Below are 17,769 nucleotides of genomic sequence, written 5' to 3' on the forward strand. Positions count from 1 at the left end.
CCATTTCAATTAACCGCAAAGCGGATTACGTTGCAAATCAAGCACATTACAAGGAACTGCGGTAAGGCAGAATGTTCGAGCGCAGCATTTTCTGCGTACCCAGACCGTAGTTGGAACTCAGGCCGCGTAACTCGAAGTTAAAGCCAATCACGTTATCGTATTTGCTCTGATTGTTTTCCCAGCCGTTAAGCTTACGTTCGTAACCGACACGCAGCGCGTAGCAGCAGGAGTTATATTGCAGCCCCAACATCTGGTCAGCAGCTTTATTGGTGTTAGTGTCAAAGTAGTAAGCGCCTACGATTGACCAACGGTCGGCGATAGGCCAACTCGCTGCGCCACCCACCTGCGAAATACCGTCTTTATACTGCTCGGCAGTACCATAGTTTGGTAATGTCGCCTGAATATATTCGGGACTGGCATAACGATAAGTCAATTGCACCATCCGATCTTCATCCCGGCGATATTCTATAGCCGCCGTGCTGTTAGCGATATTGTCGAGACGGGTGTCATACTGAACGCCACCACGCAGGCCCCAACGATCGGTCATACGCCAGTAGGTATCGCCAGCCCAAATCAGCGAACCCGTCTTATTATCTTTCTCCCACTTAATGTTGTCATCGCCCGTGCGAGACTCGGTGAAATAATAGATTTGACCAACAGAAACGTTAAAACGTTCAACGGCAGCATCATCATAAACGCGCGATGTGACCCCGGTCGTTAACTGGTTCGCTGATGCGATGCGGTCAAGGCCACCGTAGGTACGGTCGCGGAAGAGGCCACTGTAGTCAGACTGCAGTAAAGAAGAGTCGTAGTTATTGATATTGCTCTGATCGCGATAAGGCACGTACAGATACTGCATACGTGGCTCCAGCGTCTGGGTATAGCCATCCGCCAGAAGATCCATATCGCGTTCGAAGATCAGCTTACCGTCCATTTTGAACTGAGGAAGCGTACGGTTTACTGATTCTTCCAGGTGACCGGTATTGTTTGGGTTCGCGTTGTAATCATCTATGTTTTTCTGCTGATAGTGTGTCGCCATCAGCTTAGCTTCCGTGTTCAGACTAGCCCAGTCATTCGACCATGGAAGGTTAATGACGGGCTCCAGGTGAACACGGGTGGCTTCCGGCATAGAGGAATTGGTGTTTACAAAATGCACTGCCTGGCCATAAATACGGGTGTCAAATGGCCCTACGTCATTCTGGTACCAGTTAACGTCCAACTGCGGTTCGGCACCATAGGTACTCGCCGTCTGGCTTGAGAACACCTGGAACTGCTTACTGGTTACCGTCGCATCGAAGTTCTGCACCGCATAGCCAACGCTGAAGATCTGCGTTGCATAACCGTCGGTACTCGAACCGTATTTTGACGAAAAATCGTTAAAGTAGTTCGGGTCACTGACCTTGGTGTAATTGACGTTGAAACGCCACACCTGATCCATCACCCCGGAATGCTGCCAGAAATACATCCAGCGGTGCTTATCACCTTCAGTGGGATGCTCGTCCTGGAAGACTTTATCCGACGGCAGATAATCCAGCTCCATCAGACCCGCACCTGCCTGAGTCAGATAGCGGAACTCGTTCTCCCACATGACGTTACCGCGCTTGTGGATATAGTGCGGCGTGATCGTCGCATCCATGTTAGGCGCGATGTTCCAGTAATACGGCAGGTAGAACTCAAAGTAGTTCGTGGTGCTGTATTTGGCATTCGGGATCAGGAAACCGGAGCGACGTTTGTCACCCACGGGAAGCTGCAGATAAGGGCTGTAGAATATGGGGACCGGACCCACCTTGAAGCGGGCGTTCCAGATCTCTGCGACCTGCTCTTCGCGGTCATGGATAACTTCGCTCCCGACCACGCTCCAGGTATTTGAACCCGGCAGACACGACGTGAACGTGCCATTTTCCAGGATCGTATAGCGGTTTTCACCGCGCTGTTTCATCAGGTCTGCGTCACCGCGCCCCTGGCGACCCACCATCTGGTAATCACCTTTCCAGACGTTAGTGTCTTTGGTATTCAGGTTTGACCAGGCTTTCGGACCTTTCAGGATGACCTGATTGTCGTCATAGTGCACATTACCCAGCGCATCCACCGTTCGTACCGGCTCGGCCGCACCTTCCGGCTGCTTCTGGTGCAACTGCACTTCATCTGCCTGCAGGCGGCTATTGCCCTGGTTAATATCGACATTGCCTGTAAAGGTGGCATTGTCAGGGTAAGTCCCTTTTGAACTGTCGGCAGTAATGGTTACCGGCAAGCTATTGGTATCGCCACTCACCAGTGGGCGATTATAACTTGGGACGCCAAGCATACACTGCGAGGCGAGATCGGCCGCCAGCCCCTGTTGACTGTACAGGGCGGTGCCAATCATTGTGGCCAGGAGGGTGGGGATACGTTTTTTCATACGTTGTATTTTATTGTTCCGTCATCAGTGGCTACGGCTTACAAACGCTCAGAGACTATCTTACTCATCTGCGCAGTACCAGCGTTAATCCTGCCCGTTTGCGTGCCAGAGTGTTAGGCTCGCTATCGAATGACGAGTATGATAAAGCAAATTATAGGCGATGTCCTTCAATTGACCGTGACTTGAACACAGTGATGATGACGTTGCGTCGGCCAGGAATATGACTATCCGGGGAGTATATGCAGTATTGGGGTAAAATAATCGGCGTTGCGTTCGCCATCATCATGGGTGCCGGGTTCTGGGGAATAGTGCTGGGGCTTATTATTGGCCATATGTTTGATAAGGCGCGCAGCCGTAAAATGGCCTGGTTTGCCAACCAGCGCGAGCGCCAGTCACTCTTTTTCTCCACCACTTTTGAGGTGATGGGGCATTTAACCAAATCCAAAGGGCGCGTCACGGAAGCCGATATTCAGATTGCCAGCGTCTTTATGGATCGCATGAATCTGCACGGTGACTCCCGCCTGGAGGCGCAAAATGCGTTTCGCATCGGGAAATCCGATAACTACCCGCTTCGCGAAAAAATGCGCCAGTTCCGCAGCATCTGCTTCGGCCGTTTTGATTTAATTCGGATGTTTCTGGAAATTCAGATTCAGGCGGCCTTCGCCGACGGCTCGCTTCACCCTAACGAACGCGATGTTTTATACGTGATTGCGGAAGAGCTGGGTATCTCCCATATGCAGTTCGATCAGTTCCTGCGCATGATGCAGGGTGGCGCGCAGTTTGGCGGCGGGTATCACCAGCAGTCTTCTGGCGGTGCCTGGCAGCAGGCGCAGCGTGGTCCGACGCTGGAAGATGCCTGCAACGTGCTTGGCGTAAAACCCTCTGACGATCAGACCACCATCAAACGTGCCTATCGTAAGCTCATGAGCGAGCACCATCCAGACAAGCTGGTTGCAAAAGGCTTACCGCCTGAAATGATGGAGATGGCGAAGCAAAAAGCGCAGGAAATTCAGAAAGCGTACGAGCTGATTAAAGAGAAGAAAGGCTTCAAATAAGCCCCTTTTTAGAATGATGAAGGGCCTGACAGCATGAGCTGCCAGGCCCTTTATACAGCGTTACCAGCTGTAGCGCACGTTCAGGCTACCGTTTACATCGCTGTAATCATTATCACCTTTCTGTCCGGAGACCTGGGCAATAACGCTCCATTGCTTGCTCACATTTGCCTGAATACCCGCTTTCAGCTCCGCACGATCGGCAGGAAGGTCCTGTTTGATCTGTGTGTCACCAAAGTTGACTGCCGTGTCTTCAGAGGTATGCAGCCAGTTGGCCTCCGCAAACGGCTGGATAACCGCGTCGTTCGACTTATTCATCTTGCTGTCAATGCGCAGGCCTAAACGGGTGGTCCAGCTTTCGCCGTTTTGCCCATCAATCGTCGTGCCGCTGCTGTCTTTGATGTCATCCGCACTGTAATCCTGCCAGACGACCTGTGCCTGCGGCGTGAGGCTCAGCGTGTTGTCGCCGAGTGCGATATCGTAGCGGTAGCCTGTTTCCAGCGAAACGGCGTTGGCGTTTGAATCGTAATCCGTTGAGCCAACATCACCGTTATCTACGCTGTTGTGGTACATCCCATACTGATACCAACTGTCGACATAGAAACCCTGATGCTGTCGGGCATCGGCAAACCACGTTGCATAGACTCCGAGGTTATAGCCATCGACTTTACCGTCAGCGCTAAAGCGGCTGCCGTCAGCACCTTTATTGCCAGTGCTGTCGCTGCTGGCGTTGATATAGCTACCCATAACCCCGACCACCAGGCTTTGTTCGCCGTTGTTCCAGGCGGCAACATCGCCCCCAATCTGGAACTGGGAATAGTTGCTGTCGATATCAATATTGCTCTCTGCCGCAGTAGACTGGTTCTTACCTGCTTTGAAACGCGCCCATGTCGTGCCGTTTTCCGATTTGAACTGACTGCCTTCTCGGTCTGACAGGGTCTGCATTTGCAGATCGCGAGCCAGCCACTGGTTGCTGAGGTATGAACCGATATCGGCACGATACTGAGGCGTTACGTCGCCATTATCACTCGTGGCCTGGGAACGAAGATACCAGTCCCCTGAGTCCTGATACAGGCGGTATTCGTAGGCGTTAATCTGGACCTGATTACCCTGAACAAAGGTGCCGTTTGATGCACCGCCGACCTGAATCACTTCAATACCGTTTTGGGTCAGTGCGCCCTGACCACCAACGTTGTTAATGTACAGGGTGGTGTTCCCGGACGTATTCCCCGTAATGTTAAGCATATCGGTTGGAGACGTGTCGTCGCCTAACTGCGTATTTAGCGTCACAGAACCCTGGTTGCTGGTGTAATCGCCGTTTACGATCAGCGTGTTGCCGGTCGTCGCACCATTGGTTCCTTCAATATTGCCGCTGACAATGCTGCCTGCGTTGCTCAGATCGCCATTGATCGTTAGGGTGTCGTTGAACTGAACGGTGCCCTTGCTATTAACATTGCCGTTCACCACACCGCTGGAACCGCCAAACGTGGCGCCTGCCGCGACATTCACGGCCTGCTCGCTGTTTTGTACGCCGATAACGCCGGCCTCGTCCAGCCAGAGCGTGCCCTGGTTGACATCCGTTGTGCCGCTGTAACTGTTTACGGCATTAAGGATCAGCGTACCTTGCCCCTCTTTGGTCAGCGATTTTCCGTCCCATCCGGTCGTGGCTTCGGCATTTTGATCGACAAGCGCCGTGCTCAGCGTAAAGCTGCCGTCAGGATTGTTCAGAGTGAATGTGCCGTGAGCCGCTGTTGCCGCTGGGTTCTGGCTGGCATACCAGGTTAATGACGGTGTCAGGACGTAATTGGTCACGTCGGCGGGATCAATGGTGCCGCTAAAGGTGATGAAGTCAACGGAGCCAGATGCCATGCCCGCGACGGTGAGGTTGGTAAAATTGCCATTGATTGCATTTTCAGCGTCAATCACCGTGAAGGCGCTATCCGCGGAAAGCGTGCTGGCACTACCGTAACCTGTAATATTTAGTGTGCCATCAAGCGTCGCATTCTGAGCGACAATCGGCGCATCGGTCGCGTTTGCGTCAAGATAGACATCAGTTTGGCTGTTAGCCCGAAGGGTGAGATTACCGACATTGAGTGTACCAGTACTGCCGTTTTCATCGCCGAGTGTGATGCGTCCGCTGCTGGTAAGATTACCGACGCTGGAATCGGCCGTCAGCAGCCATTGGCTGTTCGCATCCAGCGTCATGCTGACGTTATCACCGCTGGCCTTAACGGCGCCGGACAGCTTGCTGTTTTCAGCGCGAAGGGTGACTGCATCAGTGGTATTGGCCACGGTGAGCAGATTGTCTGCGTTCATCGTTTGCACATTCTTCACGTTAATATCGGCAGATCCGGAATCCACCGCAAAAGCACTTCCTCCTGACGCGGTTGCCGTAATGCTCCCTCCGTCAATCGTAGCGACATTTTTTCCACCGCTGAACGAGAAGGCGACATTGCTACCGGAAACGTTGCTGTGGGTGACGGTCGCGCTGCTGGCGCTTTCTAAGGCAATGGCAGCAGATTGTTCGCTGGTGATATCTGTGCTGTTCGCCTCAAGGGTTCCACCGTGAGTCATCGCCACTGCCCGCGAATTTTCTCCGGACGCGATCGCTGAACCGTTATTCAGTACGAATGTGCTCTTTGCCCCGTCAGAGGATATTGCGTCAGCATTTTTCCCATGAGTGACGATATGAGTATCAGTGAGTTCTGCGCGTCCGGTATTCATTATGCCAACTGACTGCTCACCGTAAGTTTCAACGTGGGATGCCGCTAAATTAAATGTGTTGGTATAGTTTTGAATACCAAAGCTCTGACTTCCGTTAGTGGTAATCGTGACGTTTGAGCCGGTCAATTCACCGTCGTTATATATACCTGCATTACCAAAATCTCCCGTGGTGTTTATATTCACATTGTCTAATGAAAGGGTGGCATATCGGTTAACAATAGCCCGAGCCATGCCATACCCGGAAGTCGTAATGGTCGCGTTTTTTATCGTCAGGTCTGCGCCATTCAATATCTCAACACCATAAGAACCCTCTCCCGTCGCCGTATAGCTCCCCCCGTCAATGGTGCCTTTTGCATTAGAGCTAAACAATACGGCAGAGGCGATCTCGCCTTCCGTCGAAACGGTAAGGTTGTTCAACATGGCTTCTGAGTTATCACCGACAATGGTTATCGCATGACTGCCTTCCCCGGAAGTGCGGATTGTGGATCCCGAATCATCGAGCGTGATTTTCGCTCCATTCGACACGGATAGCCCCATGCCTGCATCCCCGGTTGTGGATATCGTTAAGGCGCCGTTATCGGTGACGATGACATCAGAGCCAGAGGCGGATACCGCCGAGGTATTAGGGCTCGTCGTTGAATATTCACCACTGATGGTGTTATTACCCGGGGCTGCAACAAACGTCGTGTCACTGGCGTGTGCGGTACTCACAACACCTGACAAGATAAACGTTGCGATCGCGCTTCCGGCGCGTACGCAGGATTTAACTTTGCTGTCCCCTTTTGAAAACTCCGAGGCAACGATGTACATATTTCTGGCGCAATTCCAGACGATGTTATACGAACGGTTCATACACTTCCTTGTGAATCAATGAGTAAACTAAGTGTGGCTGTTGAGTAGAAAAATAACTCCGTTTGGATAGGGTAGAGTTAGTATTTCCTTAAAATGAGCTGGATTATCAGTAATAAATTGCATCGTGTTCAATTTAATATTTTTTAATCCAAACCTTAGTCTTTCTAAAAATACTGAGTGTTATTTAAGGAAGAGATAATTATCGTGAATGAACTTGGGCGGGTTTTCAGATGAGCAGGGGAGATATATATGCTGTGTGAATATTTACCGTCGACAGTGAGCTGACAGTAAATATTCACATCAGGAATTTAAAAATCGACCGGGGCTTTAAACGTCATCGCGTTACCGAAGGCCGGATGGGTGATGGTAAGCGTCTGCGCGTGCAGCTGCAGACGTGGCGCTAAGGCCAGCGCTTCAGGCGGCGCGTAAAAGCGGTCGCCCAGAATCGGATGACCCAGCGCAAGCATATGCACGCGCAGCTGGTGTGAACGTCCAGTAATCGGCTTAAGCAGGACGCGCGCGGTATTATCCGGCGCGTACTCAAGCACTTCATACTCGGTTTGCGCGGCCTTACCGGTTTCATAACACACCTTCTGCTTTGGCCGATTCGGCCAGTCGCAGATCAGCGGTAAATCCACCAGCCCTTCCGCCTGCGCCGGGTGACCCCAGACGCGGGCGACATACTGCTTCTTCGGCTCGCGCTCGCGGAACTGGCGCTTCAGCTCGCGTTCTGCCGCTTTGTTCAGCGCCACCACAATCACGCCGCTGGTCGCCATGTCCAGGCGATGGACCGACTCCGCCTGAGGATAATCGCGCTGAATGCGCGTCATCACGCTGTCTTTGTGCTCATCCAGACGACCCGGCACGGACAACAGCCCGCTGGGCTTGTTGACTACCATAATGTGTTCATCCTGATACAGAATGACCAGCCAGGGATCCTGCGGCGGATTGTACGGCTCCATCACCATCTTGCGCTCCGTTTACTGATGCGTCACAACGATAAGACGCAGGGCATCCAGACGCCAGCTTGCCTGATCCAGGCTTTCCAGCACCTGCTGACGGTTGCTTTCAATCGCCGCCAGCTCGTCGTCACGGATGTTCGGGTTCACGGCCTTCAACGCCTCCAGACGCGACAGCTCTGCAGACAGTTTCTCGTCGGCTTCACTGCGCGCGGCGTCAATCAGCGCTCTGGCCGCTTTTTCAATCTGGGTTTCACCCTGCTGGAGAATGGCATGCACGTCCTGCTGCACCGCATTGACCAGCTTGCTGCCGGTATGGCGGTTCACCGCGCTCAGCTGGCGGTTGAAACTCTCAAATTCAACCTGTCCTGCGAGGTTCGTGCCGTTTTTATCCAGCAGCAGACGCACCGGCGTTGGTGGCAGGAAGCGGTTGAGCTGCAGCTGTTTCGGCGCCTGCGCTTCCACAACGTAGATCAGCTCCAGCAGCAGCGTGCCTACGGGCAGCGCCTTGTTTTTCAACAGCGAGATGGTGCTGCTGCCGGTATCGCCAGAGAGGATCAGATCCAGCCCGTTACGGATCAGCGGGTGTTCCCAGGTGATGAACTGGGCATCTTCGCGGGACAGCGCCACATCACGCTCGAAGGTGATGGTGCAGCCATCTTCCGGCAGGCCCGGGAAATCTGGCACCAGCATGTGATCGGACGGGGTCAGGACAATCAGGTTCTCGCCGCGGTCGTCCTGGTTAATGCCCACGATGTCGAACAGGTTCATGGAGAAGCTGATGAGGCTGGTGTCATCATCCTGCTCTTCAATGCTCTCAGCCAGCGCCTGCGCTTTTTCCCCGCCGTTGGAGTGGATCTCCAGCAGGCGGTCGCGGCCTTGTTCAAGCTGCGCTTTCAGCGCGTCGTGCTTCTCGCGGCAGGACTTAATCAGATCGTCAAAGCCGTCGGTGTTTTCCGGCGCGGCCAGATAGCCGATCAGATCGCCGTGCACCTGATCGTAAATGGTGCGGCCCGTCGGGCAGGTATGTTCAAACGCATCCAGACCTTCGTGGAACCAGCGCACCAGCACGGACTGGGCCGTTTTTTCCAGATACGGCACGTGGATCTGAATATCGTGCGCCTGACCGATACGATCCAGACGGCCAATACGCTGCTCCAGCAGATCCGGGTTGAACGGCAGATCGAACATCACCAGGTTGCTGGCGAACTGGAAGTTACGGCCTTCAGAACCGATTTCAGAGCAGAGCATAACCTGAGCGCCGCTGTCCTCTTCGGCAAACCACGCCGCAGCGCGGTCGCGTTCAACGATGGACATGCCTTCGTGGAACACGGCGGCGCGAATGCCTTCGCGCTCGCGCAGGACCTGCTCCAGCTGCAGCGCGGTGGCCGCCTTGGCGCAGATCACCAGCACCTTCTGGGAGCGGTGCGCGGTCAGGTAGCCCATCAGCCACTCTACGCGCGGATCGAAGTTCCACCAGGTGCCGGTATCGCCTTCAAATTCCTGGTAGATTTGTTCCGGGTAGAGCATGTCGCGGGCGCGCTCTTCCTGCGTTTTGCGCGCGCCCATGATGCCGGAAACTTTAATTGCCGTCTGATACTGCGTCGGCAGCGGCAGCTTAATGGTATGCAGCTCGCGTTTCGGGAACCCTTTCACACCGTTACGGGTGTTACGGAACAGGACGCGACTGGTGCCGTGGCGATCCATCAGCATGTCGATCAGCTCTTTACGCGCGGATTCCGCGTTGTCGCTGTCGCTGTTAGCGGCCTGCAGCAGCGGCTCGATATCCTGCTCGCCAATCAGATCGCTCAGGGTGTTGAGTTCATCATCAGAAAGACGCTTGCCCGCCAGCAGCAGCGCGACGGCATCCGCAACCGGACGGTAGTTATTCTGTTCTTCCACAAACTGCCCGAAGTCGTGGAAACGGTTTGGATCGAGCAGGCGCAGACGCGCGAAGTGGCTTTCCAGACCCAGCTGTTCCGGCGTAGCGGTCAGCAGCAGGACGCCAGGCACGCGCTCGGCAAGCTGCTCGATAGCCATATATTCGCGGCTCGGCGCGTCTTCGCTCCAGACCAGGTGGTGCGCTTCGTCGACCACCATCAGGTCCCACTCGGCATCGCACAGGTGCTCAAGACGCTGCTTGCTGCGGCGCACGAAGTCCAGGGAGCAGATCACCAGCTGTTCGGTTTCAAACGGGTTGTCCGCATCGTGCTGGGCTTCGGCGTAGCGTTCGTCATCGAACAGAGAGAAGCGCAGGTTAAAGCGGCGCAGCATCTCAACCAGCCACTGGTGCTGTAAGGTTTCTGGCACCACAATCAGCACGCGCTCGGCAGCGCCGGAAAGCAGCTGTTGGTGCAGGATCATGCCCGCCTCGATGGTTTTACCCAGGCCCACTTCATCTGCCAGCAGCACGCGCGGCGCATGGCGACGGCCCACGTCATGGGCGATGTTCAGCTGGTGGGGGATCAGGCTGGTGCGCTGGCCGCGCAGGCCGCTCCAGGGCATGCGGTACTGTTCACTCTGGAACTTACGCGCGCGATAGCGCAGGGAGAAGCGATCCATACGGTCGATTTGCCCGGCAAACAGGCGGTCCTGCGGCTTGCTGAACACCAGCTTGCTGTCGAGCAGCACTTCGCGCAGGATGACATTGGCCTCGTCGGTGTCCAGGCGAGTGCCGATGTAGGCGAGCAGTCCATTCTCTTCTTTTACGTCTTCAATCTTGAGCTGCCAGCCGTCGTGGCTGGTCACGGTGTCACCCGGATTAAACATCACGCGGGTTACAGGGGAGTCATTGCGGGCGTACAGGCGGTTTTCACCGGTGGCAGGGAAGAGGAGGGTAACCATGCGCGCATCAACGGCAACGACGGTTCCTAATCCAAGTTCGCTTTCTGTATCGCTGATCCAGCGTTGACCAAGTGTAAAAGGCATAGTTGTTCGGCTCTAATCTTTAATTGCAGGCAATAGTTCGACCACCGTCAAAAAAGACGGTCATCGAAAAATGGGTCCGGGAATGGAAAGGGCGCTATGGTACTGGATGGCAGCCATTTCGTCACGCGTCAAAATAGGCCAAGTTGCCCTGTCACTAGTGTAGCAAAATCATCGTCGATGAAGGGCAAAATTCCGTCGGCAACCGGCTGAAGCTGACGCGTCAGATAGTGTTCATAATCCAGAGGCGAGTGCTGATAATCCACCGGTTCCGGACCGTTTATCGTCCAGACGTATTTGATGGTTCCCCGATTCTGATACTGCGGCGCGCGGCCACGGCGGACGTTTTCTTCGTCCGCGAGGCGCGCGGCGCGAACGTGCGGAGGAACGTTACGCTGGTACTCCGCGAGCGGGCGGCGCAGGCGTTTGCGATACACCAGCTGCGCGTCAAGTTCGCCTGCCATCAGGCTGGCTATCGTCTCGCGCACGTAGTCCTGATACGGCTCATTGCGAAATACCCGCAGATAGAGCGTTTGCTGGAACTGCTGGGCCAGCGGCGTCCAGTCGGTACGCACTGTCTCGAGCCCTTTAAACACCATCCGCTGCGCGTCGCCTTCCTGAATCAGCCCGGCATAGCGCTTCTTGCTGCCCTGATCGGTACCGCGGATGGTGGGCATTAAGAAGCGGGCAAAATGGGTTTCAAATTCCAGCTCCAGCGCGCTGGTTAAGCGCACTTTCTGCAGATGTTCCTGCCACCAGTCGTTCACGAAGGCAACCAGCGCTTTGCCGATTTGCGCGGCATCGTCTTCGGAATGCGCGCCCTTAAGCCATACAAAGGTGGAGTCCGTGTCGCCGTAGATGACGTCATAGCCCCGGAATTCAATCAGCGCTTTAGTCAGGCGCATGATCTCGTGCCCGCGCATCGTGATCGACGACGCCAGCCGCGGGTCGAAGAAGCGACAGGCGCTGGTGCCCAGCACCCCGTAGAAGGCGTTCATGATGATTTTCAGCGCCTGTGAGAGGGGCTTGTTGCCGTGGCGCTTGGCCTCGTCGCGGCCGTGCCAGATGTTGCCCACGATGTCGGGCAGGCAGTGTTTTTCCCGCGAGAAGCGTGCGCCGAGGAAGCCTTCGGTGCTGTGTTCATCATCCGGCTGGGCCAGCCCCTCAACCAGCCCGACGGGATCGATCAGGAAGGTGCGAATTATCGACGGGTAGAGGCTTTTGTAGTCCAGGACCAGAACGGAGTCATACAGTCCTGGTCGGGAATCCATGACGTAGCCGCCGGGGCTGGCCTGCGGCGGCACGTCCCCGAGGTTGGGGGCGACGTATCCTGCCCGGTGCATTCGGGGAAAATAGAGGTGGCTAAAGGCCGCCACGGAGCCGCCGTGCCTGTCGACCGCAAGGCCGTTTACCGTCGCGCGCTCCAGCAGGAAGGGCATGATTTCGGTTTTGTGGAAAATCCGCGTGACCAGCTCACAGTCTTTCAGGTTATAGGTGGCGAGCGCGGGCTTGTCTTCGTTAAAGCGCCGGTCGATCTCGTCCATTCTGTCCCAGGGATTGTCGATGGATTTGCCTTCGCCAAGCAGCTCCTGCGCCACCGCTTCGAGGGCGAATGACGAGAAGTTCCAGAAGGCGGACTTGAGCGCCTCGATGCCGTCGATAATCAGGCGGCCGTTCGCCTGTGCGAAGAAAACGCCGTTCTTAAAACCGTGTTCGCGCCACTCAAGCTCGCTGTTGCCGCGCCCGAGCATCAGCGGGATGCGGTAACGCTCGGCGTGTTTTTGCAGCACGCGCAGGTCGAACTGCACCACATTCCAGCCGATCAGAACGTCGGGATCGAAGTCGGCAAACCACTGGTTGAGCTTCTCCAGCAGCTGCGGCCGGCTGGTAACATACTCAAGCCGGAAATCCAGCGCGGAGTCATCACCATTCGGTGGCCCAAGCATATAGACAACCCGATCGCCGCAGCCTTCAAGTCCTATACAGTACAGTTCGCCGTGACGGGTGGTTTCGATATCCAGGGAGACCCACTTCAGCGGCGGGCGGTAATGCGGGTTCGGCTTTAGCCGCGCGTTGATGAGACCGCCATTTTGCGGAGAACCATCGACCCAGACGGGCGCGGTAATAAACCGCTCCATCAGAAAGCGTTCGGGTGGGCGGATATCCGCTTCGTAGAGCGTCACGCCTGCTTCACGGAGCAGTTTTTCATAGCGCATCAGCTGACGATGGGCGCGACAGTAGAGGCCGTAAACCGGCTGACGGTGGAAATCTTTCAGTTCAAGCGGGGTAATGCGCCAGCCGTTTTCACCGCGCAGCAGCTGTTTCACCTTCTCGACGTGGGCTTCAGGAATAAAGGCCACGGATTCCTGCGGGGGCAGCGTAACGTATAGCGGACCGTTATCGGTTGCCAGCCAGAACGCGACCTCGGTGCCCTGAGGGGTATCCCGCCAGTGTCGGGTCAGTAAAAAGCCTTCTTGCGCCTGCGTCACGCCGCTATCCCACAAAACAAAACCAGGCCTGATTATAGCCTGGTTGAATGTTTTATGCTGGGGATATATACAGTTTATTGTCCGTAATAGGCCTTCGCGCCGTGCTTGCGCAGGTAATGCTTATCCAGCAGGGTTGGCTGCATATCCGGCAGCTGCGGCGCCAGCTGGCGGCAGAAGATCCCCATGTAGGCGACTTCCTCCAGCACGATGGCGTTATGCACCGCGTCCTCCGCGTTTTTTCCCCAGGCGAACGGGCCGTGGGAGTGCACCAGCACGCCGGGCATCTGCGCGGCGTCGATACCCTGTTTTTCGAAGGTTTCGACAATCACATTGCCAGTTTCCCACTCATACTCGCCGTTGATTTCCGCATCGGTCATCAGACGCGTGCAGGGAATGGTGCCGTAAAAGTAGTCCGCGTGGGTGGTGCCGGTCGCCGGGATGGACTGGCCCGCCTGCGCCCAGATGGTGGCATGGCGCGAATGGGTATGTACAATGCCGCCGATGGTTGGGAATGAGCGGTACAGCAGGCGGTGGGTTGGCGTATCGGAGGAGGGCTTTTTGTTCCCTTCCACCACTTCACCTGTTTCGATGCTGACCACCACCATATCGTTCGCCGTCATCACCGCGTAATCGACGCCGGAAGGCTTGATCACAAACACGCCTTTATCGCGGTCAACGGCGCTGACGTTGCCCCAGGTCAGGGTGACCAGATTATGTTTCGGCAGCGCCAGGTTGGCTTCGAGCACCTGGCGTTTGAGCTCTTCTAACATTGTTGTCTCCAGTGCCGGATGGCGCTTCGCTTAGCCGGCCTACAGAACCGTAGGCCCGGTAAACGCGGTGCCACCGGGCATTCAGGGCTTAGCGTTTTGAACCGTAATAGACTTCGTTCCAGCGCAGCGCGTCTTTGAAGGCGGGCAGGCGGGTATCGTTATCAATCACGGTCAGCTCGATATCATGCAGCTCGGCGAACTGACGCATGTCGTTCAGATCCAGCGCGTGGCTGAAGACGGTATGGTGCGCGCCGCCGGCCAGGATCCAGGCTTCTGACGCGGTCGGCAGATCCGGCTGTGCTTTCCACAGGGCGTTGGCGACCGGCAGTTTCGGCAGGGAGTGTGGCGTTTCAACCGCATCGACGCAGTTCACCAGCAGGCGGAAACGATCGCCCAGATCGATCAGGCTGGCGTTGATGGCCGGGCCCGTGCGGGTGTTGAAGATCAGACGCGCCGGATCGGCTTTACCGCCGATGCCAAGGTACTGCACGTCGAGGATCGGTTTCTCTTCGACGGCGATAGAAGGGCACACTTCCAGCATGTGCGAGCCGAGCACCAGGTCATTGCCGTTTTCGAAGTGGTAGGTGTAGTCCTCCATAAAGGAGGTGCCGCCCTGCAGACCGGTCGACATCACCTTCATGATGCGAAGCAGAGCGGCAGTTTTCCAGTCGCCTTCGCCCGCAAAGCCGTAGCCCTGCTGCATCAGGCGTTGTACTGCCAGACCCGGCAGCTGTTTCAGACCGTGGAGATCTTCAAAGGTGGTGGTAAAGGCGTGGAAACCGCCCTGTTCCAGGAAGCGCTTCATGCCCAGCTCAATGCGCGCCGCATCCAGCACGTTCTGGCGCTTGTCGCCGTTGATTTGTGCCGCAGGCGTCAGGCGGTAGCTGCTTTCGTACTCGTCCACCAGCGCGCTCACGTCGCCATCGCTGATGTCATTCACCACCTGCACCAGATCGCCCACCGCCCAGGTATTCACGGAGAAGCCGAACTTGATCTGCGCGGCCACTTTATCGCCGTCGGTGACCGCCACTTCACGCATGTTGTCGCCGAAACGCACCACTTTCAGGTGGCGGGTATCCTGCTTAGAGACCGCCTGACGCATCCAGGCGCCGATACGCTGTTGCGCCTTGCCATCCTGCCAGTGGCCGGTGACCACCGCGTGCTGCTGACGCATACGCGCGCCGATGAAGCCGAACTCGCGGCCGCCGTGTGCGGTCTGGTTCAGGTTCATAAAGTCCATGTCGATGCTGTCCCACGGCAGGGAGGCGTTGAACTGGGTATGGAACTGCAGCAGCGGTTTGTTGAGGATAGACAGGCCGTTGATCCACATTTTTGCCGGTGAGAAGGTGTGCAACCACACCACCAGACCGGCGCATTTAACGTCGTAGTTGGCGTCGCGGCAGATGTGGGTGATTTCGTCCGGCGTCGTGCCCAGCGGTTTCAGCACCAGTTTGCACGGCAGTTTGGCTTCCGCGTTCAGCGCGTTAACGACATGCTCCGCGTGTTTCGTTACCTGCTGCAGCGCTTCCGGTCCGTAAAGATGCTGGCTGCCAATCACAAACCACACTTCATAGTTATTAAAAATGGTCATCATCGTGTCCTTAATGGGTCAGGGTTGCCGTAGTGTCCGCGGTGCTTTTGGCCGGGGCGGCGACAGGGAGATAGTGAAGTTCGGCGCTTTTTGCCCATTGCTGGTAGCGCTGATAAAGCTGTTCAAAGCGTTGTGCCTGCTGGGCACGCGGCTGAAGGGTGTTTTCGACGGCACTCGCCATATGCTGCTGCGCGGTGGGGATATCCGCATGGACGCCAGCGGCTACGGCGGCGAAAATTGCCGCCCCCAGCGCGCAGCACTGATCGGAGGCCACAATCTGGAGCGGACGGTTCAGCACGTCGCAGCAGGCCTGCATGATCACCGGGTTTTTACGGGCGATGCCGCCCAGCGCCATCACGTTATTCACGTCGATGCCCTGCTCGGTGAAGCACTCCATAATCGCGCGGGCGCCGAAGGCGGTGGCGGCAATCAGACCGCCGAACAGCGCAGGCGCGTCGGTCGCCAGGTTGAGGTCGGTAATCACCCCTTTCAGGCGCTGGTTGGCAAACGGCGTGCGGCGGCCGTTAAACCAGTCCAGCACCACCGGGAGGTGGTCGAGAGACGGATTTTTAGCCCAGGCGTCGGTAAGCTGCGGCAGGAGCTGCTTTTTGCTCTCGGCGATCTGGGTTTTCAGTTCAGGATGTGCCGCCGCCAGCCGATCCAGCGGCCAGCCGAGCACGCGGCCAAACCAGGCGTAGATATCGCCAAACGCGGACTGACCGGCTTCGAGGCCGATAAAGTCTGGCACCACGCTGCCGTCAACCTGGCCGCAGATGCCTTTTACCGCGCGGTCGCCGATGGTGGCTTTATCTGCCGTCAGGATGTCGCAGGTGGAGGTGCCGATCACTTTGACCAGCGTGTTTGGCTGTGCGCCCGCGCCCACGGCGCCCATATGGCAGTCAAACGCGCCGCCGGAGATAGCTACGTTCTGCGGCAGGCCGAGACGCGTCGCCCACTCTTCGCAGAGGGTGCCGACGGGAATATCGGCGGTGAAGGTGTCGGTAAACAGCGGGTATGACAGGCTCTTGTTGATGATCGGGTCGAGCTCATCAAAGAACGCGGCCGGAGGCAGGCCGCCCCAGCTTTCATGCCACAGGGATTTATGCCCGGCGCTGCAGCGGCCGCGGCGGATATCCTGCGGGCGCGTGGTGCCGGAGAGCAGGGCGGGAACCCAGTCGCATAGCTCAATCCATGACGCCGCTGCCTGTGCGACAGACGCGTCCGCGCGGGTGACGTGCAGGATCTTGGCCCAGAACCACTCGCTGGAGTAAATCCCGCCGATATACCGTGAGTAGTCGGTTTTGCCCGGCTGATGGCATAAGCGGGTGATGGCTTCGGCCTCTTCCACGGCGGTATGGTCTTTCCACAGCACGAACATGGCGTTCGGGTTGTCGGCAAACTCAGGACGCAGCGCCAGCACGCGGCCTTCGGCATCCACAGGGGCAGGCGTAGAGCCGGTGCTGTCGACGCCAATCCCCACAACATCGGCCCGCTGGGCGTCGGTCAGGTCTGCCAGAACGGTTTTGATCGCCGCTTCCATCGACTCGATGTAGTCCCGCGGGTGGTGACGGAACTGGTTGTTTGGCGCATCGCAGTAGCGCCCCTCTTGCCAGCGCGGATACCACTCAACGCTGGTTGCTATCTCCTGGCCGGACGTACAGTCCACTGCCAGCGCGCGAACTGAATCGCTGCCAAAATCGAGGCCAATCGCAATTGCCATGGTGTTGCTCCATCGAAAAAACAGGTATGGAAGAACATTAGAGACTGGGGACAAAAGTCGTCAGGCAGGATCCGCTAATCTTATGGACTAAATTGCTGTTACAACGGAAAGTGTGACGCCGTGCAAATATTCAATGTGGACATTTCTGCCGCACTTATAGACACTTTTGTTACTGGTTATCTGCCTGCTCTGGCGGAGAAATCAGGTGGAAAGGCTGAAACATGGCGGACGTAAAAGCGGCGTGATGCTTTTTGGATCTTTTCGCGGGCCATTTTTAACCTGCATTTGG

General features: G+C 56.4%; 9 protein-coding genes. 1 reads left to right on the forward strand and 8 read right to left on the reverse strand.

Annotated elements, in window-relative coordinates:
* Positions 1–46: 46 nt before the first annotated feature.
* A complete protein-coding gene (gene lptD, locus ACOTXI_RS10360) occupies positions 47–2,398 on the reverse strand; it encodes an LPS assembly protein LptD (protein WP_008502017.1) in 2,352 nt (783 codons plus the stop codon).
* Between the two features lie 239 nt (positions 2,399–2,637).
* On the opposite strand from lptD, the gene djlA reads away from it, so the two are divergent.
* Positions 2,638–3,453, forward strand: a complete 816-nt coding sequence (djlA, locus tag ACOTXI_RS10365; RefSeq protein WP_058654222.1) for a co-chaperone DjlA — start codon at positions 2,638–2,640, stop codon at positions 3,451–3,453.
* Between the two features lie 60 nt (positions 3,454–3,513).
* Here djlA and ACOTXI_RS10370 read toward each other — a convergent pair whose 3' ends face one another.
* From ACOTXI_RS10370 to araB, 7 genes are all read right to left on the reverse strand, one after another.
* Positions 3,514–7,026: an autotransporter outer membrane beta-barrel domain-containing protein gene (locus ACOTXI_RS10370; protein WP_072205865.1), complete on the reverse strand. Its 3,513-nt coding sequence runs from the start codon at positions 7,024–7,026 to the stop codon at positions 3,514–3,516.
* A 308-nt stretch (positions 7,027–7,334) separates the two neighbouring features.
* A complete protein-coding gene (gene rluA / locus ACOTXI_RS10375) occupies positions 7,335–7,994 on the reverse strand; it encodes a bifunctional tRNA pseudouridine(32) synthase/23S rRNA pseudouridine(746) synthase RluA (RefSeq protein WP_008502014.1) in 660 nt (219 codons plus the stop codon).
* A 12-nt stretch (positions 7,995–8,006) separates the two neighbouring features.
* On the reverse strand, positions 8,007–10,913 hold the full coding sequence (gene rapA, locus ACOTXI_RS10380; RefSeq protein WP_008502013.1) for an RNA polymerase-associated protein RapA: 2,907 nt from the start codon (positions 10,911–10,913) through the stop codon (positions 8,007–8,009).
* A gap of 128 nt (positions 10,914–11,041) precedes the next feature.
* Positions 11,042–13,399, reverse strand: coding sequence for a DNA polymerase II (polB, locus tag ACOTXI_RS10385; RefSeq protein WP_058654309.1), 2,358 nt, complete (start codon positions 13,397–13,399; stop codon positions 11,042–11,044).
* Positions 13,400–13,473: 74 nt separating this feature from the next.
* Entirely contained in the window at positions 13,474–14,169 is a 696-nt protein-coding gene (gene araD / locus ACOTXI_RS10390; protein ID WP_058654221.1) for an L-ribulose-5-phosphate 4-epimerase, read from the reverse strand.
* An 88-nt stretch (positions 14,170–14,257) separates the two neighbouring features.
* Complete coding sequence (araA, locus tag ACOTXI_RS10395) at positions 14,258–15,760, reverse strand: L-arabinose isomerase (RefSeq protein WP_058654220.1); 1,503 nt, start codon at positions 15,758–15,760, stop codon at positions 14,258–14,260.
* A gap of 10 nt (positions 15,761–15,770) precedes the next feature.
* Entirely contained in the window at positions 15,771–17,480 is a 1,710-nt protein-coding gene (gene araB, locus ACOTXI_RS10400; RefSeq protein ID WP_058654219.1) for a ribulokinase, read from the reverse strand.
* Positions 17,481–17,769 lie beyond the last annotated feature (289 nt).

It is taken from the genome of Enterobacter cloacae complex sp. BZL2005, assembly GCF_049238885.1.
GTDB classification, from domain to species: domain Bacteria; phylum Pseudomonadota; class Gammaproteobacteria; order Enterobacterales; family Enterobacteriaceae; genus Enterobacter; species Enterobacter roggenkampii.